Source organism: Roseburia sp. OM02-15, assembly GCF_003481835.1.
In the GTDB taxonomy this organism is placed as follows: Bacteria; Bacillota; Clostridia; order Lachnospirales; family Lachnospiraceae; genus Eubacterium_I; species Eubacterium_I ramulus_A.
In genome coordinates this window covers 1-21,820 of sequence record NZ_QULX01000013.1, presented here as the reverse complement: position 1 = coordinate 21,820, position 21,820 = coordinate 1, and the positions used below count along the sequence as shown (strand labels likewise).

Sequence of the window (21,820 nt, the reverse complement as noted above, 5' to 3'; positions counted from 1 at the left end):
CGTTATAGTACATAATTGAAAGAAAAGAGATGTGCGAGATAAGAAAATGCTTGGAATGTAACAAAGACTTTTGGGAAAGTCTGGAAATAGAGAGAGGAATAACATGGGTGAAATTTTGAAAGAATTACCAGCCGTGATCCTGCGTGGTTCTGTATTGCTGCCGGGGGTGGTATCCCATTTTGATATCAGTGCCCGGAAATCCATTCATGCAGTGGAAGAGGCAATGAACGGAGACAACTGCATTTTTCTGGTAACACAGAAAGATATGCAGACCGAGCATGCGACACAGGATGATGTGTATGCAATCGGTGTCATTGCAGAGATCAAACAGATTGTCAAAATGCAGAATCATGTCGTGCGGGTAATTGTTGAGGCGAAAGAAAAAGCCGAGCTGGCTTATTTTATAGACAATGATGAATTGCTGAAAGCACAGGTTGTGCTGGCAGAGGAAAGCGAAGAAAAAGAAGTGCTTGCACCGGAAGTAGAGGAAGCAATGCTGCGTGCATTGCAGGAAGAATTGCTGAAATATTGTGCTTCCAATCCGAAAATCGGGAAAGAATTGAAAAAGCAGGCAGATGGATTAAATGAACTGCATAGCTTTATCCGGATCGTAGCCGGAAATCTGCCGATCAGTTTTGAAAAACGACAGAAATTATTAGAGACAGAATCCGTGACAGAGCAGTACGAAGCATTGATGCAGATTCTGCTGTATGAGACAAACATCATGCAGATCAAAAATGAACTGCAGGAAAAAGTCAAAGAGCGGGTAGATAAAAATCAGAAAGAGTACATTCTTCGGGAAGAAATGAAAGTCATCCGGGAGGAACTTGGAGAGGATAATACCACCTCCGATATCAAGCAGTTTGAGGAAGCTCTGGAAAAACTGGAAGCAGATGAGTCTGTCAAAGAACGGATTCGAAAAGAAATTGCCCGTTTTAAAAATGTGGCAAACAGTCCGTCCGAGGGCAGCGTTGTGCGCGGTTATATCGAGACGTTACTGGATCTTCCATGGAATAAAAAATCAGAGGATAATACCGATCTGAAAAATGCAGAGCAAATTTTGAATGATGATCATTATGGTCTGGAAAAAGTAAAAGAGCGTGTGTTGGAATTTCTGGCAGTTCGTGGACTGACCAAGAGCGGTGAGAGCCCGATCATCTGTCTGGTGGGACCTCCTGGAACCGGAAAAACAAGTATTGCCCGTTCCGTTGCCCGCGCACTGGATAAAAAATATGTACGCATTTGTCTGGGCGGCGTGAAAGATGAAGCGGAAATCCGCGGACACCGCCGTACTTATGTAGGTGCCATGCCGGGACGACTGATTCAGGGAATCCGTCAGGCGGGCGTGAAAAATCCGCTGATGCTGCTGGATGAGATCGATAAAATGAGCAGCGATTACAAGGGCGATACGTCTTCTGCCATGCTTGAAGTACTGGATTCAGAGCAAAATTCCAAGTTTATCGATCATTATGTAGATATGCCAGTGGATTTATCCGAAGTGCTGTTTATTGCGACAGCCAACGATGTACATACGATTCCGCGTCCGTTGCTGGATCGTATGGAACTGATTGAAGTGTCCAGTTATACCGAAAATGAGAAAATGCATATCGCAAAAGAACATCTGCTGGAAAAACAGAAAGAGAAAAACGGTCTGTCGACAGAGCAGCTTACGATTACTGATGAGGCGATGCATCAGGTTATCAGCGGATACACCAGAGAAGCTGGTGTGCGTAATCTGGAGCGAAAACTGGGTGAGATCTGCAGAAAAGCAGCCAGAGAAATTTATGAAGGAAACTGTACCGCAGTGCATGTAGAAAAGGATCAGTTGGAGAACTATCTTGGAAAAGAGCGTTTCCATGTGGATCGCATCAACGATCAGGATGAAATCGGTATTGTGCGCGGACTGGCATGGACCAGTGTGGGCGGAGATACGCTTCAGATCGAAGTAAATGTAATGCCGGGAAAAGGTGAATTTAAACTGACCGGTCAGCTTGGCAATGTGATGAAAGAGTCTGCACAGGCGGGTATCAGTTATATCCGTTCTGTAGGCGAGCAGTATGACATTCCGGAAGAGTTTTTTACAAAACATGATATTCACATTCATATTCCGGAAGGAGCGGTACCAAAAGACGGTCCGTCTGCCGGTATTACCATGGCAACGGCAATGCTGTCTGCCATCACAAAGAAACCGGTGCGTGCGGATGTGGCGATGACCGGAGAAATTACACTGCGTGGTCGTGTACTGCCAATTGGTGGCTTGAAGGAAAAACTGCTGGCAGCGAAAGTAGCCGGAATCCGTACCGTATGTGTTCCGGCGCAGAATGAAGCGGACGTGGCAGAGATTTCAGAGGAAATCAAAGAAGGTCTGCAGATTTGTTACGTGAAAAAAATGGAAGATGTGCTGAAAATAGCAATGAATGGAGAAAACAATGATCATTAAAAATGTTTCACTGGAAACGGTATGTGGTTATACCAGCAAATTACCAAAAAATACGAAGCCGGAAATTGCCTTTGCAGGAAAATCAAACGTGGGAAAATCATCCCTGATCAATGCATTGATGAACCGCAAGGCACTGGCGCGTACTTCCGGTCAGCCGGGTAAGACACAGACCATTAATTTTTACAATGTCAATGACGAACTGTATCTGACTGATCTTCCGGGATATGGTTTTGCAAAAGTATCTCAGAAGGAAAAAGAAAAATGGGGCACCATGATCGAGAATTATCTGAACAGTTCCGAACAGCTGCGTGCTGTATTTTTGCTGGTGGATATCCGTCATGAGCCTTCCGCAAATGACAAAATGATGTACGAGTGGATGGTATATCAGGGATTCCACCCGATCATCATTGCCACAAAGGCGGATAAGATCAAACGCAGCCAGCTGCAGAAACAGTTAAAAGTGATCCGTCTGGGACTGAACACAGAAAAAGGAGCCATCCTGATTCCATTTTCGGCTGAGACAAAGCAGGGAAGAGAGGAAATCTGGGATCTAGTGGACCAGATTTTAGCATCTTCAGGAGAGACAGATGAAGAATAAATATGTATTTACGGCAGTTTTGCTGGCGATGATCCTGTTTGTTGGAAGTGTGTTGACCATGGCTTATGTCAGGGCGGAGCAGAAGAAGGAACAGGCGAAAGACGAAGATCTGCTGGTGGTGACATCTTTTTATCCAATGTACGTTGCAGCAGAAAATGTCATTGGTGATGTGGAAGGTGTGACGCTGGAAAATTTGAGCGAACCACAAACCGGCTGTCTGCATGATTATCAGCTCACGGCGGCGGATATGAAACTGTTGTCCAAAGCAGATGTGTTTATCGTAAATGGCGGTGGTATCGAGAGCTTTTTATCCGATGTGGCAGAGTCCTATCCGGATCTGAAGATTGTTCAGGCTTGTGATGGCATTGATTTACTTGAGTCCGCAGAAGGAACAGGGGAATCTCATAACGATTTAAGTTCCAATGAGGATGCTGACCATGATGATCATGACCATTCCGAGCATTCTCATGGGGATGAAAATGCGCATGTATGGATGAACTTAGCGGATTATCAGATTCAGATACAGAACATTTGTAACGGACTTTCCGAAGCTGACAGCGCCCATGCGGAGCAGTATGCCAAAAATGCACAGACCTATCAGGGAAAAGTGCAGGAATTGCAGCAGGAGGCAGCAGAACTTGCGTCACAGATCGCATCACAGCCAGTGGTGATTTTCCACGAGGCATACGAATATATCGTGCAGGAATACGGATTGCAACTGGCAGGAGAAATGAACCTGGATGAAGAACGACAGGTTAGCGCCGGTGAAGTAGCTGATATTCTGCATTCCATTGAGGATAATCATGTTTCTGTTGTGCTTGCGGAAGAACTGTATGGCACGGATATGGGAGAAATGGTGGCGAAGCAAAGTGGCGTAAAAGTCGTTTATCTGGATACCCTGACACGGGGGGACTATTCAGCAGACAGTTATCTGGAAGGCATGAGAAGCAATATTGAACAATTAAAAGAGGCATTCCAATGATGAAAAAAATTATACAGCCCTGTGGTCTGCATTGTATCAAAATGCAGGATATCGGTGTGACCATCGGTGACCATACGATTTTGCAGCATGTAAATTTGCATATCCACTGTGGAACACTGGCAGCCGTTATCGGAAAAAACGGTGCGGGAAAATCAACGCTGATCAAGGCGATTCTTGGTGATATTCCGCACAGCGGAACTATTGAGTTCAAAGACCGCGAAAACGGTCACATGCAGAAAATGAAGATCGGTTATGTGCCGCAGTCGCTGAATATCGAAAAAAAGACACCGATCAGTGTGTATGATATGATCGCAAGCTACCAGAGCCGTTATCCGGTTTTCTGGAAAAAGAGCAAAAAAGTATATGCAAAAATAAAAGAACATTTGGCAATTTTTAAGGCAGAAGATCTGATTGATAAACAGGTGTGCAATCTGTCCGGTGGTGAATTGCAGCGTGTACTGCTGTCCATGGCGGTTATGGATGAGCCGAACCTGCTCCTTTTGGATGAGCCGGTTTCCGGTATTGACCAGAACGGTATGGATCTGTTTTACCATACGATTTCCGAGCTGAAGAAGCATTATGATCTGGCTATTATTCTGATTTCACATGATCTGGATTATGTGGCACAGTACGCAGATCAGGTTATTCTGATTGATGGAACCGTGAAAAAACAGGGAACCGTGCGTCAGGTGTACGAGAGCGAAGAATTTCGACAGGTGTTTGGCAGATTTGATCTGGAAAACTACAAACCGAGCCGTCAGGTGAAAGAACAGCAGAAAAAAGAGATCACCATGCCGAAACACAGCCATGGTTTATGGAAGGAGGAAGAGTAAATGAGTGGAATTACCTCCTTATTTCAGTATGACTTTATGGTCAGTGCGTTTATTGCGGTACTGATCATTACACCGTTGTTTGGTATATTGGGAACAATGATCGTCAACAATAAGATGGCGTTTTTCTCTGATGCGCTGGGACATTCAGCTTTGACGGGAATTGCGGTCGGAGTAGTATTTGGAATCCCGGATACGAATCTGTCCATGGTGATCTTCGGTATTGCCTTTGCGTTATTGTTAAACTGGATCAAAAGCAAGAGTACAGCATCCACGGATACGATCATTTCCGTGTTTTCTTCCTGCTGTATCGCCATTGGTCTGGCAATCTTGTCCCGTGGCGGAAACTTCAGTAAATATTCCAGTCTGTTAGTGGGCGATATTTTGAGTATTACACGCAGGGAGATCGTGTATCTGTTTTTGATATTTCTTGCCACCATTGTATTCTGGATCGTGTGCTATAACCGTCTACAGGCAATCAGTCTGCACCGGACACTGGCAAAAAGTAAACATATTCGGATTCGGTTGATTGAAAATCTGTTTTCCGTATTTATTGCTTTGATGGTAATGCTGTCCATTAAATGGGTTGGTATTCTGATCATCAATGCACTGCTGATCCTGCCAGCGGCATCCAGCCGGAATATTTCAGAAAATCTGAGAGAGTACCATTTCTTTTCGATTTTGTTCTCAATGTTTTCTGGAATTGTAGGATTGTTTATTTCTTATTATACAAATGTAGCTACTGGTCCAATGATCGTGATCATTGCATCGGTGATATTTTTTGCAACGTATTTTTATGGCAGAAATCGGTAGGATGACTTATGAAATTTGCACATACACTTCGAAATTATGATAAGAAAAATCTTGGAAAGGACATTCTGGCAGGACTGATCATTATGGCAGTTTCCATCCCGATTTCCATGGGATATGCACAGATTGCGGGCTTACCGGCAGTGTACGGACTATATGGATCCGTCTTTCCAATTTTGATCTTTGCACTGTTTTCTACATCACCGCAGTTTATCTTTGGGGTGGATGCGGCTCCGGCGGCACTGATTGGATCGGCGTTGGCAGGATTGAATATCACAGCCGGTTCGACAGAAGCACTGGTGGCAGTTCCGATGCTGACCTTTTTCGTGGCATTGTGGCTGCTGATATTTTCTTTATTAAAAGCCGGAAAACTGGTCAATTATATCTCTGCACCAGTCATGGGCGGATTTATCACAGGTATCTGTACCACGATCATTCTAATGCAGGTACCGAAACTGATGGGCGGAACGGCAGGTGTCGGAGAATTTCTGGAACTGGCAGAGCATATTGCAGAAACAGCAAAAACGATCAGTGTTCCATCCGTTATCCTTGGCGTGATTGCCCTTGCCATTTTATTACTATCGAAAAAAATTATGCCGAAATTCCCGATGGCAGTTGTGCTTATGGCAGCTGGAGCGGTATTGACAGCGGTACTTCCATTGCGCGACTGGGGAATTCAAACACTGGCAGCAGTTGATCCGGGACTTCCGAAATGGAGTCTGCCGAATTTTTCAGCAGTTCCATTAAAAGAAGCAGTTACCATCAGTTTGTCGGTGGCAGTCGTGATCATGGCGGAAACGTTGCTGGCGGAAAACAGCTTTGCACAGAAAAACAGATATCAGATCAATGATAATCAGGAAATTCTGGCATTTTCCCTTGGAAACTTTGCGGCAGCCTTTACCGGATGTTGTCCGATCAATGGTTCCGTATCGAGAACTGCCATGGGTGAACAGTATCAGGCAAAAACACAGTTGACTGGGCTGGTAGCAGGTGGTTCCATGATCATTCTGTTGCTGTTTTGTACTGGATTTATCGGCTATCTTCCAATTCCGGTTTTAACCGCAATCGTGATCTCTGCACTGCTTGGCGCAACAGAATTTGAATTGATACCACGACTCTGGAAAGTCAGCCGGACAGAATGTTTTATTTTTCTGGGGGCATTTTTCGGTGTGTTATTCCTTGGAACCATCAACGGCGTACTGATCGGCATTATTTTATCTTTTACGGAAATGATCATCCGAACAGCAAAACCGGCAACCTGCTTCCTTGGAATTCAACCAGGTCATAAGCATTTTCGGGATCTGAAAGAAGGACAGCAGATCCATCCGATATCCGGTGTAATCATTTACCGTTTCAGCAGCAACCTGTTTTTTGCAAATATTTCCGTATTGCAGCGGGAAATTGAGGCAGCGCTGAAAGAAGATACAAAAGCGGTGATTCTGGATGCCAGCGGTATCGGAAGCATGGATATTACGGCAGCAGACCGCCTGAATCTGCTGAGTGAATCACTGAAGGAAAAAGGAATCCGTTTTTACGTTACAGAGCATATTTCCGGATTGAATACCCAGATGCGAAAATTAGGTCTGGGACATTTGATCGAAAACGGAAATGTCCGCCGGACGATACATATTGCGTTGAAAGATATCGGTTATAATCGTCCATATCCGCTGGAAGGCGGTGTGGAAAATATCGAGCGCAGTGCATCGCGTAAGCGTGCGGACAACCGCGTGCAGGAATTTGTATGGGCTTTTGGTGCTGATGCAGAAGCAGAGATGGAGCGCCAGATCATACGGCAGATCGAGCACCTGAAAGAAACAAAAGATGTGGAAGAATTATTACACGGAAGCTGGTCTCATATGGATGAATGGGATATGGATGAGTGGTTAGAACATCTGGAAGAACATTTAAAAGAAATCGTCAATATTTCCGGCAAAGACGAACATGCGCTGGCATTGCGTATCGAGCAGCACCGTCAGGAAATCCATGAACGGATCGCAAAAGAACATCCGGAACTGGCAGAGCGCTTCCGGGAGCGGAAACATGTGCTGGATGAACATTTGAAAGAACGGCATCCGGAGGTGTTTACGTTGATCGAAAAACTACGGGAACGTGAACAATAGTTTCTTGTTTTAGGGTGACTTAAAAATTTACTATATTAGGTTTTAATAAGAACTCCGGCAATTTTGTCTCAGTCGCTAACAATCGCTCCTTGAGAAAAAATTGCCGGAGTTCTTAAGTTACACAGTGAATATCGTAAATTTTTTACGTCACCCTGCACTACGTGCCATACGATGTGCATTTTTTTTCGTTTTACAAAATCTTAAAATAAAATGATAGATATTGGTATCATAACAGAGATAAGGGAGCGGAAAAACTTTCCTTGGCAAGCGATTGTTAGCTGCAAAGGTAAGTTTTTCTGCTCCCCTTAACATAACTTTCCGGGAAGCCAATGTTCAAAAACGAAAATCTTTCAAATTAATCTGATATTTATTTATTTTCCGATAAAGTGTCCGTTTGGAGATATTAAAATGTTTAGCTGCCTGTGAAATATTTCCCTTCTCATCATGAAGAACCTGAATCAGTTCCTGTAGAAATAAGTCAAGGTTGCTCTGTGCAGGATAAGTCAGGACCGAAGATTCCGGTTTTTCATTGGAATCCTTACAGTTGTTGGATGAAGTGTTTGACAGATCTTCAAAAATCTGACGGGGGAGGTGCTCCGGTGTAATAAAATCCTGGTCTGCCAGGTTTACAGCACGCTCAATGATGTTTTCCAGTTCCCTGATATTTCCGGGCCATGTATAACTGCATAGTGCTTCGATAGCAGGAGGACTGACTTTTGTGACGTTTTTCTCAAGATTCCGGCTTTTTTCTGCAATAAAGTGATGAATTAGATCGGGAATATCTGTTTTTCGCTCGCGCAGAGGAGGAACTTCGATGGAAAGAACATTTAACCGGTAGTAAAGATCACTTCGAAATGTCTGGTTATGAACAGCTTCCATCAGGTTAACATTGGTGGCAGTGATAACCCGTACATCAATTTTTCTTTCGGGTGTGTCTCCTAAGCGTGTAATTGTTTTTGTCTGCAGGACACGTAACAGAGATACCTGCAGTGCAAGTGGCATATCGCCAATTTCGTCAAGAAAGATAGTTCCGCCATTAGCCAGTTCAAATTTTCCGGGCTGACCATTTTTGGAAGCACCGGTGAAGGCTCCTGGAACATAACCGAACAGCTCGCTTTCAATTAGTTCTTTGGGTAAAGAGCCACAGTTAATGGCTACAAAAGGAAAATCTGCACGATTGCTGGCATTGTGTATTGCCTGAGCGAACAGTTCTTTGCCGGTTCCACTTTCCCCCAGAATCAGAACGTTTGAGGATGAATCCGCAGCAGTGCGCGCAAGGGTGATTGCGGCTGACAGTTCCGGGGAAGAACCTATGATAGAATCAAAGGTGTAAGTGGCATGTAGTCCGCTGAGTTTTCCGGCCAGCTGATGCAGTTTGTTTGTTTCATCCAATAAAATGATTTTTCCGATTGCCTTGTGGTGCAGATCATATACAAAGGACGTTGATATGGAAATGGATTTCTTACGCTTGGAGTATCCGATAATATTATATTCGACATTATGTATATTTTGTGTCAGATCCGTTATTTTTTGCCCGGAAGCCTTTGGAAAAATAAGCTGATCTATTTTTTCACCTTTGAGATTCTGATAGGATTCAAGCAATTGTGAGGCAATCCGATTGTGCTGTAAAATGACACCGAGAGTGTCTGTAAACAGGATCCCGCTAGGAATTGCTTCTATGGTGGCGGAGAGCTGATTTTTGACTTTACGGACATGATTGAGGCTCTGCTCCATAGATAATTCTTTACTGATGCTGTCAGCAGCGGAACAGATCATGGCCAGAATGTAATTCTGGTTGGCCTGTTCAATGGGGGCAACGGAACCGAGAACACCAATAATTTGACCGTTGCGATCGCGGATTGGTGCAGCGGTTCCGATATAATGATGAAAGGTCTGGCAATAATGTTCCGCGCCCTGAATCTGTGTTGGAGATTGGGTGACAAGACAAAGCCCGATCCCCGTAGTTCCGGCATGTTTTTCATCGCGCATGGCACCAAGATACAGATTCGTATGTTCTGTAATATCTGACAGAGTGATATTATCGCCGATAAAATCAATGATTGTTCCCTGTGCATCTGTCAGGGAAAGCAGAATCCCGGTATTTTTCAAATACTGATATAAGGTAGTCATATAGGAATGACCTGTTTCAAGCAAAAACTGGTTTTTGGAAAGAATATCCTGCAGAACCTGGGACGATAAGTGATATTCTTTCAGTTTTTGCCAGGGAAGCTGGAAATTTTTTGACCGTTTCCAGCTTTCAAGTACCTGAGGGGAAATATCCTTGTCTGCTTCCGGCAGCGGTTGATCGTAAATGATATATTTTTCATACTTTTCAGATAACATATAAATACCCTTCCTTCTGTTGTGGATGGAAAATAAGTGTCAGTATAGTTCATTGCAAGAAATATGCCAGAAAGAGTGTGCCAAAATGTGTCATAATTGGGAAAAATATGCGTCAGGCAGTCGCAAAATGGCACAAAATGGCACAAAATGACACAAAAAAGAAAAAGCGTGCGCAATACCCAGTCAAAAAGTAAAAATAGAAACTGGCATGTAAGTTGCATAAATAAGAATATAAAAACAGAGAGGAGGAAGGAAATGTAATGACTGTATGGGACTTGGAAAGGAGGAAAACAGGATATGAACACTTCGGTAATCATAGCGGTAGTAATTTTGTATGAAATCGTATCAATCGGAGGCTGTGCGCTATACCTTAAGATGAAAGAGCGAAAGAATAAGGGCGGACAGGCTGCGGCCGGAGACGATTTCTCAACAGGGGGACAGAGTATGACATGGCCTGTGGTAGGGGCATCACTGGCATTGTCATTACTGGGTACTGTAAAAATTTTTGGTATCATGCAGCAGGCGATTAATCTTGGGGCGGTTGTAGCATGGTTTTCCATAGCAACGATATTTCCACTGATCATGATATCGCTTGGAACCGGGCGATGGGTACGAAGACTGAAAGTTGCCACCATGCCGGAATTATTTGGAAAAATGTATGGTCAGAAAATCCGGTTATTTGTGTGTGCGGTAATAGCACTTCAGACATTTGTTATTCTTACGATCGAAACGCAGGGGCTTGGAACTGTGTTTAATGCATTATCTGCCGGTAAGGTATCTGTTGCAATGGGAGCGATCATCGGTGGAATCATTGGAATTTTTTATGTGATCATAGCAGGAATGAAAGAAGTCGGTATGGTCAATGTTGTGAATGTAATCGTAATGTATGTTGGTCTGATCGCAGCAGCAATTATTTTAGGACATGTACTTCCGGGAAATGGCTGGAGCGATTTTGAAGCATATTTTATGAGCAGCGGTCAGGAGCATATGTTAAATTTCTTTGGCGCACCTGGAGTATTTTTCTCATTTGCGCTAAATAATATTCTGGCATTGCTTTGTGCACAATCCGTTTCACAGATGGGTGTGCAGTCTGCAATTGCTGCAAGAAGTGAAAAAGATATTAAGCGGGCCGTTCTTGTATCAGCACCGGTAAATGGTATTTTCGGACTGATTACCATGACAATGGGACTGGCAGGAAAATATATGGTAGAAACAGGAAATCTGTCACTTCCGGAAGGTGTGAAAGCGACAGGACAGGCAATTGGTACACAGGTTATTATACAGATGATGCCTGGGTGGGTAGTATGTCTGTTACTGGCAGCATTTTTAGGAGCGATTCTTTCTACTTTTGCAATCACTACCATGGCACTTGGATCCATATTTTTAAATAATATTTATATTCTGAAACATCGGGACGCATCAGAAAAACAGAAAACAATGGTTGTACGCATTATGATTGTTATTACCGGTGTTGTTGCAATGGCAATTGCTTCCAAACTTCCGAATATCATTAACAGCGCAAACTGGTCCTTTGCATGGATTACCCCGTTATTTTTCACATTGGTGTTTGGTCTGTTCTGGAAACAGAGCCGGGTTGGTGCAGCAGCGACGATGGGCGTTTCGTGGATCGTAATTTTGCTTTATACATTTACACCGTTACCATCTGTACTTGGCATTACTCTGCCACTGATTTATATTGTTTTGATTGTTTGTATTGTAGTAGGAGTGATCTCCTATGCAGTAACAAAAGGTGAGCGAGGATACATGATACTCTGGAAGGAAGAACATGGAATCAGATAAGTATGCATGCAAATTATGGAATTGGAGGCGTAAATATGAGTTGGTTTGCAGCGTTTATGTTAAAAGGAATTGGAGTATGTGTCATTTTGGCAGTTGCAGCAACAATTGCCGGAGTGTTTATCAAAGATTACGATGAACAGTAGAAGGAGTGTGGAAGATGACATTTATCTATGAAATAGCAGAAGTTCAGTATATGGCACTGGTAATGATCGTACCTGCCATCTATCTGATCGCAGGATTTATCTGCAATGCAGGAAATAAAAAATAAGCAGTAGGAAAAAGGAGAAGAATAAGATGATAAAGAAGATTGATCTGGAGAACCATTTTTATGACATTAGTTCCGTGGAGGCATTACAGTCCAGGGCAAAAGGAGATTATCCATACTGGGATAAGGAAACAAATACGATTCACTGGCTGGAAGGAATCGCGATGTGTCAGGATAAATTTTATGAAAATCTGCTGGATTTTGCAAATATCAGATTAAAGATAATGGATGAACTTGGAATTGAAAAAGCAGTCATTTCTCTGGCACCGGGTATTGAGGCATTGCCGCCGGAAGAAAGCCGCATTGCCTGCAAAAAGGCAAATGATGCTTTATATAAAGTGATGCAGGAATTTCCGGGACGGTTTCTGGGATCAGCCATCTTACCGATACTGGATGTAGATGCGGCAGTGGAAGAACTGGAACATTGTGTGAAAGACTATGGATTTGTAATGTGGCAGACGCATTCCAATTATGGTGCAGGTATTGATCCGGATCAGAAAAAATTCTGGCCGGTCTGGAAAAAAGTTGCAGATCTTGGAATTTTTGCATATTTACATCCGACTGTATCACATCAGCCAAAGTTTAACGAATATGGTTATGCAATGGCGGCACCGGGACTTGGGTTTACGATTGATACAATGGGAAGTATTGTACGCATGATCCTGTCTGGAATTTTTGATGAGATCCCTGATCTGAAAGTCGTATTGGGACATTTTGGAGAAGCACTTCCATTCTTGATGGAACGAATGGAGAATCGTTTTAGCTGGCTGCCGAATCCAAAACAAAAAAATAAGGAACAGATGGGAGCTTATTGGGGAAAGAATATTTTTGTGACGACTTCAGGAAATACATCCATACCGGCATTTGAGTGTACACGAGCTGCAATTGGCATTGACAGTATTATGCTGGGAACAGATTATCCATTTGAGCATATGGAAGAATGTGTGGGATATCTGGAAACCTGTCCGATGACAGAAGAAGAAAAAGAGAAACTGTATTATAAAAATGCAGAGAAATTAGGATTATACTTATAAAACAAAAATAGAGCAGAGAATCAGTCTGAACATGGAAAAGAGAGCATCTGACGGCGTGTGTAAGCTGTTGGATGCTCTCTTTTGTTTGGAAATACAGTTAGTTATCACAACTCTATAGTCGACTATAAGGTTTGGCGTTGCATGATGTTATAGCTTAAAAAACATAAAATTGTGCAATGTGTATAAAAAACAAAGAAATAGACAAGATTAACTGTGCAAAAATATGTTTATTTTTGTGGAGACTTTGTGATTGACCTTATAGCAGGATGGGGGGATAGGATAAAGCCATGAAGAACACATAACCGAAAATTAAATTAGGAGGAGAAAAAGTTATGCCAAGATCAGGATTTAACGGGGTTGATTTCGAGGATAATATTAACTTTGAGCGACTTCACTCAGAGAGACTCGAAAGAGCAAAGAAATTTTTACATGAGTCAGAATTTGGAGCATTGCTCTGCTATGATTTTGACAATATCCGCTACATTACAGGTACACATGTAGGCGAGTGGAACAGAAATAAAATGAACCGTCATTGTTTGTTGATTGACGGATATGATCAGCCGATTCTGTTTGATCCGGCCTGCCCGTCCAAGAGACAGCGTGTTTCATGGATTCGTCCGGAAAACATCATGCCTGCAGTTGGTTCTATGAGAGGTTCCATTCCGGCTTCTGTCGGTATGGTACAGCAGGAAGTAGAAGAAATTATCAGCTACCTGAAAAAACATGATGTTTTTGATCAGCCGCTTGGAATTGATATTGTGGATATTCCATTATATCAGGAGCTGGAAAGAGCAGGTGTCAAGATTGGTGATGGTCAGGCTGTTATGGTCAATGCGAGAATGATTAAGACAGATGACGAGATTCAGTTATTGAAATGCTCAGCAGCAATGGTTGATGCTGCATACTGGGATGTTGCGAAAAACCTTCGTCCGGGTGCAACCGAGAATGAGATGGCAGCACTGATCCAGCATCAGCTATTTAAATGGGGAGCTGAGTCTGTAGAGTTTGTAAACTGTATTTCCGGTCAGCGTGGAAATCCACACAGCCATACAACATCCAATCGTATGATCCGACCGGGTGAGCTGGTTTACTTTGATGTAGGAAATGTATATAACGGATATCATACCTGCTATTACCGTACATTCTCCTGTGGAAGACCGACAAAAGCACAGGAAGAAGCGTATGCAAAAGCACTGAAATGGATTCGTGACGGTATTGACCAGATCAAACCGGGAGCTACGACAGCAGATGTTGCAAAAGTATGGCCATCCGCACAGGAACTTGGATTTAACGATGAAAAAGAGGCATTCCTGCTTCAGTTTGCACATGGCATCGGACTTGGACTTTGGGAGAATCCGGCAATTTCCCGTCTGTTCTCACTGGATAATCCATTAGAGTTCAAACCGGGTATGACATTTGCAATTGAGACCTGGTGCCCGTCAGAAGACGGTACCGGTTCCGCAAGAATCGAGGAAGAAATCGTTGTTACAGAAACCGGACACGAAGTGATCACACACTTCCCATCTGACGAGATCGTATCCTGTGGTTTTGCAGGCTGTATGTTCCCGTAAAACAAAACGTTTCAATGATTCGCAGGGACTGTTATATCAGGGGGAATCAGAAAAAGGTATAACAGTTCCTTCATATAAAAAGGAGGATAAAAAAATGGCAAAATTAGGTTACATTGGACTTGGAAACATGGGTAAGCCAATGAGCAATCGTCTGCTTGATGCAGGAAAGGATCTTACAGTATGGAATCGTACTGCATCCAAGGCAGATGAACTGGTAGCAAAAGGTGCCAAACTTGCGGCAACACCAAAGGAAATCGGCGAAAATTGCGATATTATTTTCATCTGTGTTTCTGACGGGCCTACATTAAAATCCGTAACACAGGGCGAGGATGGTGTAGTTGCAGGATTGACAGCAGGAAAAATCGTGATCAACATGAGTACTGTTGCTCCGGCTGAGTCCGAGGAACTGAATGCTGCAGTAGAAGGCGCAGGATGTAAACTGATCCGTGGACCGGTTACAGGAAGTACTATGCTGGCACAGAACGGAACACTTGGTATTCTTGCTTCCGGCGATAAGGATACTTATGATATTGTGCTTCCTTATTTTGAAATTCTTGGCAAAAACCAGTTCTATCTTGGCGATGCAGAGCAGGCTGTTGTATTGAAACTTGCAATCAATACAATGATCGCATCTACCATGCAGATTGAAGCAGAAGCAGTTGTATTATCCGAAAAAGCAGGACTGGATGTTGCTCAGGTCTGTGAAGTTATTGCAGGTTCTGCAGCAGGTTCACCACTTTGCGGATATAAAGCAAAATTAATCGCAGAGGGCGAATATGCACCGGCATTTACTGTAAAACTGATGATGAAAGATCTGGATCTTGCGTTTGATGCAGCAAAACAGTATGGCGTATCCATGCCTGCTACAGCAATCACAAGACAGCAGCTTCAGGCAGCTTCTGCAACAGGCAGAGCAGAGAAAGATTTCTCTATTCTGACACAGGTTCTGGAAGATGCATGTGGATATAAGAGATAACAGGTAACAGATAAACAAAACAGGAAATATTGAATAAAAAGATTAAGATGATATGGGGGATATTATTATGAGCTTTAAAGCATATGTACAGAATTTTTATGATATGAGAGATATGGCACCGGTTCAGCACGTAGGCGCACATTCCAGACCGTTTGCAAATGCGGCAAAGATGGGCTATGATCCGGCAGGAACAGAGTGGACATATCAGTATTTTTCAACCTGTGAGATTACATATGGCGGAGCTGCATTAATCGCAAACCACGGTCCGGCAGATCACATTTTCTACATTCTGGAAGGTGAAGGATATTCCATGATGAACGGAAAACGTTATGCTTACAAAGCAGGCGATATCATGTGGACACCAGGTAATTATGACCATGAGATGTATCCGGACGGAACAGCAAATCTGAAATTCCTTGTTACACTCTGTCCAAGAGGATTTAAACAGTCTGAGCCGTATATCAAGAACGTAAATGATGCAAAAGTAACAGAAAAAGAAGGCGTAACTTTCTTTACACTGGCAGATGAAGAAATAACAGGTTCTCCGACACAGGAATTCCATATTGTTGATGTATATCCGGGTGCAAAACTGACATTGGATACTCCGAAATCTGACGTGATCGCATATATGTACAATGGTCAGTGTGTAGCAACTGTTGATGGTGAAAAACTGGAAATGAACAGACAGGAAGATGCTGTTGTTATTCCAATGGGAGCAAAATGGGAGATTGAAAATGTAAGCAAACAGTGCGTACGTTTTGCTTTATCATTAAGCCCTTGCCGTTAGGTAACAGTTTTTACAAACAAACATAGGTATTAAAAAGGCGGCAGACAAATCTATAAATTATGACTTGTCTGCCGTTTTTTTTAACATGATATACTATGTATAAAGTAAACATGTCTGTGTCCTACAGACACTTCAAGGAATCAACAACACGAAAAAATGTAGAAGGAGGTATGGCTTTGCACACAAAAGGTATTAACAGAAATGTACTAAAGATACTGATTCTGCTGATTGCTTTGCAGGATAATGGAATGGGAGCAGCGACACCTGCATTGCAGTCCATTTCCGAGGCTTTCCCGAATGCCGGGTATCAATTGATTAGCATGATAGTAACTTTGCCTGCGCTTATGTTGGCTATTATGCCAATCTTTTATCCCAAGTTGGTTCAGCTGTTTAAAAAACGTTGGATACTAATCATTACAGCTGTGCTGTTCTTGGTTGGAGGTGTTGGTCCGGCCTTTATCAATTCTAATATTTTTATCATTTTGCTCCTCAGATTACTGGTTGGAGTCGCTTGCGGGATCTTTATGCCGCTGTGCATCGACTTGATTGTAGACTTTTTTGAAGGAAACGAACGTGCCAAAATGGTTGGATGGTCTTCTACTTTTACTGGATTTGGTGGGATTCTGTTCCAGACATTAGGAGGATATTTAGCAAGCTATCATTGGAGTTATTGCTTTTTTGCCTATCTCGTAGCAGTCATCTTTCTTCTTTTTCCAGTTATTTTTTTACCGGAACCGATGCGAGAGAAAAAATTGGCGAACCGGAAGGTAGAAAACCAAAATATAACGCACCAAAAGGTCAAAACTCCTTTTTCTGTTTGGATTACCGGATTCTTTCTGTGCTTATTCTGGCTGTTTGCTTATGTAATTATTACCAATGCATCAACGGTGTTAATCACTGAGGGAATCGCAGCGCAATCACAGGTAGGATTGATTTTCTCCTTTATGACGCTGGGTACAGTAATCAGTTCTGCCTTTTTCGGGAAATTGCTCGAAAAAATGGGATATATCATTCTTCCACTAGCAATGATGGTGGCGGCGGTTTCAATGTTTACTGCGTTCATGGCGCGTTCTATCGGGAGTTTTATTGTTGCAATGTTTCTATTGGGTTTCAGTAGTGGAATTGTAACTCCGGGAATTATGGAACGTAATACCAGTTTGGTTCGTTATGAAGGAGCAACAAAAGCCGTTTCTGTTTCCTATCTGTTTCTGGGAATCGGCAGCTTCATTTCGCCGTACATCTTCAATAATATCGGATTGGATGCAAGAGGGCAAATGTGGTTAACAGCCATATTATTCGTAGCAACAGCGGTTTTTCTGTTCATTGTAAACAGGAGGATCGATGTGAAAAGAGACATATAGGTACTATAGTTTTTAAAGGAGAAAAAAGATGCAAGTACATGAAAGAACAAGAAAAAACAACGCGACACTTAAGTTGGCAATACTTTGTGTAGCAATGCTTAATAATGTTATGGGCTCTGCGACGTCCGCACTTGGAACCATTGCGAGTATATTTCCGGACGCAAGTTATACTGTCGTAAGCATGATTTCAACGGTTCCACCGTTAATCATGTCTGTGGTTCCATTTTTCTATACGCCACTCATCACTCATGTGCGGAAAAGATCGATTCTATGGCTGAGTGCAGTGTTGTTGCTGGTTGGAGGTTTAGGACCTGCAGTTTTCCATACAAACATTTATGTAATTCTGATTTTCAGAATCATACTCGGATTTGCAGTTGGGTTCTGTACTATTTTGTCTATTGACCTTATTGTGGATTTCTTTGATGGAAAGGAAAAGCATACGCTGACAGGAATGCGAGATACCTTTAATAGCCTTGGTGGGGCAGCGTTTACGCTGATTGGAGGCTGGCTTGCAGGAATTCAATGGTATTATTGCTTCTGGGCAGTGCTTCTCGGTTTTGTGTTTATCGCAATACCTCTTATTTTCCTTCCGGAGCCTGACCGGAAAGCCAAGATGGAATTTGAAAAGGAAGTTCTGGGTAATCAAAGCGTGGATGTCAAAGTCCCCGGGTCTGTTTGGTTGTTTTCAATCTTTGCCTTATTACATTGGATTTTCTTCTATGTGTTCATCACAAACGTTGCAATGATTGTTATCAGTGAACAGATTGCTACGCCGGCTCAGAGCGGCATGATTTATGCGTTCATTAATGTCGGAACCATTATTTTTGGTCTGATTTTCGGTAAAGTATTCCAAAAGATTAAATATGTCACCCTTTTTATTGGCATGGGGCTTGGCGGTGTTGCGTTACTGATCGCTTCGAATGCAGTTACAACCGGGGTCTTTATTATAGGTGCTATTTGTCTGGGGGCCGGATCCGCGTTTCTGATGCCAAGTATTTATGCAAAGAATGGTAGCTTGACTCCATATAAAAATCAATCAAAGGCAATATCCATTGTGAGCTTTATGATAGGCGTTGGTGGATTCCTTTCCCCATTTATCTTCAATAGCTTTGGACTTGATGGAAGGACACAGTGTGTTGTTGGAGGAATTTTATACATTGTGTGTGGTGCTCTTGCCATGATTTTGGCCTTTGTGATTAAACCAAAGCACAATTACGATTTATCGGAATATTCCACACATTAAGGAGGGTTTTTAATGAACGAAGTAAAAGTCATCAAAGCAACAGAATCTACAAGCAAATTGGAATTTGCAAAAGCCATGGTAAACAGAATGTTTGCAGGAGATAAAGATGTATTCAAGGATTGTTGTACCGAAGACTATCGGCATAGAACGCCGGAATTCCATATGATTAATCCTGTTGAAAAACAGGGGTGGATGGATGGTGAATTTGCAGTTGAAACCATGTCGCGTTATTTCCGGGCAGATGGAAACGGATGGAAAAATGTTCAAATAACGGACAAATCTGCAGTAGAAACAGAGGACTTGTTAGTATGGGAATTTATATGGTCCGGTGAATTCCCAATTGGTGCATACGCTGGCTTTCTGGAAGGCGAACGCAGAGAAGGGATGCGTGTTGAAATGCGGGTCGTGGAATACTGGCGCTTCCGTGATGGCAAGGTCTGCGAAATTGATGCAGTGAACGACAGTCTGGCATATTATTACGATATGGCAGATGGAAACTGGGACTTAATTGTAAAAGCGATAGACAATAATGTTGCCTGGTGGTCCGGTCAACGTGACAATATTCTGAAGGGAGAATATCCAATCCCGGATCCAGGTAAAGTATTTGATTAATTGGCGTAGCTCCTCTGTGTCAATGTTTGAATCAATCATAAGTGTATATTCTAGCACTCTATCTGAGTCCGCTAATTCTTTAAAAAAATTTTCTTGTTAAGGAGAGGAAGGTAGAAAATGAAAGTTGGATTGATTCTTGCTGTTATTATATATGAAATAGCAGTGGTAGCAATCGTCTCAATAGTTTTAAAGGCGGTAGAAAAGAAGAAAGCCCATACTGCAGCAGTAAGTGGGGATGATAAAGACTTCCTTCTGGCAGGTCGTAACATGGGAGTTATTACACTGGCACCGACGATTGCGTTGACGGTTTTAGGTTCGGCACATATTACAGGTGTATTTGAAATGTCTTACGGAATGGGCGCAATAGCAATCTGGTTCAGCCTGGCGCATGTTTTAATGGTTGTTGTAGCCTGTTTTGCAACCGGACAGTGGGTTCGCCATTTTGGTATCACCACAGTACCGGAACTTTTAAAAGATATGTATGGTCCTGGAGTGGCATTGGCTATTTCCTGTACGATGGCAGGACAGGTTTGGGGTGTACTTGTTCTGGAATGTCAGGGTATGGGTATTGTTATTACCGCACTGACGGGATGGCCGCTTCAGAATTCTATTATTGTAGGTGCGATTATCGGTATTCTCTGGGTTGTTTTTGCGGGAATGAAAGAGCTTGGTGCTGTAAACGTAGTAAATGCAACCGTGATGTATATTGGTCTGATTATTGCGACAGTAGCAGTAGCATTTAAGATGCCGGGTGGAAACTTTAACTTTATTATGGATACATTTACAGGTGAAGAATCATTTATGACAAATGTGTTTGGAAATGCAAACCTGTTTATATCCTTTGCAGTAGGTCAGATTATTGCAGTTACATTCTGTCAGGGTATTTCCCAGATGCTGATGCAGACGATGATGAGTGCGAAGGACGAGAAAACGATCCGTCGTTCGGTATGGCTGGCAGCTCCATTAAATGGTTTATTCGGTGTGTTTGCGGTCATTCTTGGTCTGGCAGCACGTGCGATTCCGGAATATGCGGCAGCCGGAGCAAAAGAAGCAGCTATGACAATGTTGGTTGATCTGTTACCAGGCTGGATCAGTGCTGTTTTACTGGCAGCATTGCTGGCAGCAATTCTTTCAACCTTTGCAATGACAAGTTTAACACCGTCCACTATCTGGGTAAATGATATTTATCTTGGTTATATTAATCCGAAAGCAACTCCGAAACAGGCAACAAATGTGACAAGAATCCTCATCGTCATTCTGGCGGTATGTGCAATGATCACATCAACTGCATTACCGACGATTCTTGATGCGATCGGATGGGTATTCTCATGGGTAATTCCGGTATTCTTCCTGGTTGCATTTGGACTGTTCTGGAAAAGAAATTCAAAAGTTGCAATCGCAGCACTGGCAGTTTCCTGGATTGCAAACATTTTATGGTCCTTTACCGGTATTCAGGCAGCTGTTGCAGGTGCAATCGGCGTAACTTTACCGAATGCATATGTAACATGCATTCTGACAATCGTAATTCTCGTGATCGGTAATCTTGTAAGTAAAAACGGCGAGCCGGGATATTACAAGATCGCAGAAGCAAAAATGAGAGAGCAGCAGAACTAGACAGGAGGTACAGGATGTTTTTAAAACTTTTTATTATTACAATCGTATTAATTCTTGTACTGTGTGCATGCGGTCAGTTAATTTACACATTGACACACAGAAAGAAATAACAGGAAGGAGAACATATTATGGCAGATAGTGTTGCTCAGGTATATATGATAGGTGTAATGTGCATTATGGCATTTTTTGCAGTGAGCTGCCTGATTGGAGTTGGAAAAGCAAAAAAACGAAAAGAACAGGAAAACACGAAATAGAATTTTGAAAAAGGCTGGTGAAAGATATGGGACATATATCAATTTATACAATTTCGAACATTATTATTGTTGTAGGAGTAATCTGGGCGATTACCGGATTCTTTCAATATCTTCAGGTAGTAAGGTTGAAAAAGAATAGTAGAGGATATCCATTCCATTAAGGACATCACAAAAAGACCA

At 42.6% G+C, this 21,820-nt stretch carries 17 protein-coding genes; 16 read left to right on the top strand and 1 reads right to left on the bottom strand.

Annotation, left to right across the window (positions count from 1 at the left end; translation table 11 throughout):
* The first annotated feature begins 103 nt into the window (after nucleotides 1–103).
* From lon to DXB15_RS11855, 6 genes are read left to right on the top strand one after another with little or no spacing between them, the layout of a single operon-like run.
* Nucleotides 104–2,440: an endopeptidase La gene (lon, locus tag DXB15_RS11880; RefSeq protein WP_118703060.1), complete on the top strand. Its 2,337-nt coding sequence runs from the start codon at nucleotides 104–106 to the stop codon at nucleotides 2,438–2,440.
* A complete protein-coding gene (gene yihA, locus DXB15_RS11875; protein WP_118703059.1) occupies nucleotides 2,430–3,038 on the top strand; it encodes a ribosome biogenesis GTP-binding protein YihA/YsxC in 609 nt (202 codons plus the stop codon). Before lon ends, yihA begins: the two co-directional genes overlap by 11 nt.
* Nucleotides 3,028–4,020, top strand: coding sequence for a metal ABC transporter substrate-binding protein (locus DXB15_RS11870; RefSeq protein WP_118703058.1), 993 nt, complete (start codon nucleotides 3,028–3,030; stop codon nucleotides 4,018–4,020). The genes yihA and DXB15_RS11870 overlap by 11 nt, the downstream gene beginning before the upstream one ends.
* Nucleotides 4,017–4,853 (top strand): metal ABC transporter ATP-binding protein, encoded by an 837-nt coding sequence (locus DXB15_RS11865; protein ID WP_330427517.1) that lies wholly within the window; start codon nucleotides 4,017–4,019, stop codon nucleotides 4,851–4,853. The genes DXB15_RS11870 and DXB15_RS11865 overlap by 4 nt, the downstream gene beginning before the upstream one ends.
* Nucleotides 4,854–5,663: a metal ABC transporter permease gene (locus DXB15_RS11860; RefSeq protein ID WP_109214395.1), complete on the top strand. Its 810-nt coding sequence runs from the start codon at nucleotides 4,854–4,856 to the stop codon at nucleotides 5,661–5,663. It abuts the gene before it with no gap.
* Nucleotides 5,664–5,671: 8 nt separating this feature from the next.
* Nucleotides 5,672–7,780 carry a SulP family inorganic anion transporter gene (locus tag DXB15_RS11855; RefSeq protein ID WP_118703057.1) on the top strand — a complete coding sequence of 703 codons (2,109 nt, stop codon included), beginning with the start codon at nucleotides 5,672–5,674 and terminating at the stop codon, nucleotides 7,778–7,780.
* Nucleotides 7,781–8,113: 333 nt separating this feature from the next.
* On the opposite strand, the gene DXB15_RS11850 is transcribed toward DXB15_RS11855, so the two are convergent.
* The gene (locus DXB15_RS11850) at nucleotides 8,114–10,123 is read right to left on the bottom strand and encodes a sigma-54-dependent Fis family transcriptional regulator (protein ID WP_118703056.1); all 2,010 of its coding nucleotides are present in this window, start codon (nucleotides 10,121–10,123) and stop codon (nucleotides 8,114–8,116) included.
* Between the two features lie 297 nt (nucleotides 10,124–10,420).
* Between DXB15_RS11850 and DXB15_RS11845 the strand changes: the two genes are divergently transcribed.
* The 10 genes from DXB15_RS11845 (at nucleotide 10,421) to DXB15_RS17440 (ending at nucleotide 21,640) form a co-directional block, all read left to right on the top strand.
* Nucleotides 10,421–11,923 carry a sodium:solute symporter family protein gene (locus DXB15_RS11845; protein ID WP_109214392.1) on the top strand — a complete coding sequence of 501 codons (1,503 nt, stop codon included), beginning with the start codon at nucleotides 10,421–10,423 and terminating at the stop codon, nucleotides 11,921–11,923.
* 294 nt (nucleotides 11,924–12,217) lie between these two features.
* A complete protein-coding gene (locus DXB15_RS11840) occupies nucleotides 12,218–13,222 on the top strand; it encodes an amidohydrolase family protein (protein ID WP_109214391.1) in 1,005 nt (334 codons plus the stop codon).
* A 332-nt stretch (nucleotides 13,223–13,554) separates the two neighbouring features.
* The gene (locus tag DXB15_RS11835; protein ID WP_109214390.1) at nucleotides 13,555–14,793 is read left to right on the top strand and encodes a M24 family metallopeptidase; all 1,239 of its coding nucleotides are present in this window, start codon (nucleotides 13,555–13,557) and stop codon (nucleotides 14,791–14,793) included.
* Entirely contained in the window at nucleotides 14,765–15,769 is a 1,005-nt protein-coding gene (locus tag DXB15_RS11830) for an NAD(P)-dependent oxidoreductase (protein WP_109214389.1), read from the top strand. The genes DXB15_RS11835 and DXB15_RS11830 overlap by 29 nt, the downstream gene beginning before the upstream one ends.
* A 67-nt stretch (nucleotides 15,770–15,836) precedes the next feature.
* On the top strand, nucleotides 15,837–16,556 hold the full coding sequence (locus DXB15_RS11825) for a cupin domain-containing protein (protein ID WP_158582261.1): 720 nt from the start codon (nucleotides 15,837–15,839) through the stop codon (nucleotides 16,554–16,556).
* Nucleotides 16,557–16,726: 170 nt separating this feature from the next.
* Nucleotides 16,727–17,917 (top strand): MFS transporter, encoded by a 1,191-nt coding sequence (locus DXB15_RS11820; RefSeq protein ID WP_181369241.1) that lies wholly within the window; start codon nucleotides 16,727–16,729, stop codon nucleotides 17,915–17,917.
* 28 nt (nucleotides 17,918–17,945) lie between these two features.
* Complete coding sequence (locus DXB15_RS11815; RefSeq protein ID WP_118703055.1) at nucleotides 17,946–19,160, top strand: MFS transporter; 1,215 nt, start codon at nucleotides 17,946–17,948, stop codon at nucleotides 19,158–19,160.
* Nucleotides 19,161–19,172: 12 nt separating this feature from the next.
* Nucleotides 19,173–19,772 carry a nuclear transport factor 2 family protein gene (locus tag DXB15_RS11810; RefSeq protein ID WP_109214385.1) on the top strand — a complete coding sequence of 200 codons (600 nt, stop codon included), beginning with the start codon at nucleotides 19,173–19,175 and terminating at the stop codon, nucleotides 19,770–19,772.
* 117 nt (nucleotides 19,773–19,889) lie between these two features.
* Nucleotides 19,890–21,386: a sodium:solute symporter family protein gene (locus DXB15_RS11805; RefSeq protein WP_109214384.1), complete on the top strand. Its 1,497-nt coding sequence runs from the start codon at nucleotides 19,890–19,892 to the stop codon at nucleotides 21,384–21,386.
* Between the two features lie 128 nt (nucleotides 21,387–21,514).
* Nucleotides 21,515–21,640, top strand: a complete 126-nt coding sequence (locus DXB15_RS17440) for a hypothetical protein (RefSeq protein WP_256385919.1) — start codon at nucleotides 21,515–21,517, stop codon at nucleotides 21,638–21,640.
* The last annotated feature ends 180 nt before the right edge of the window (nucleotides 21,641–21,820 follow it).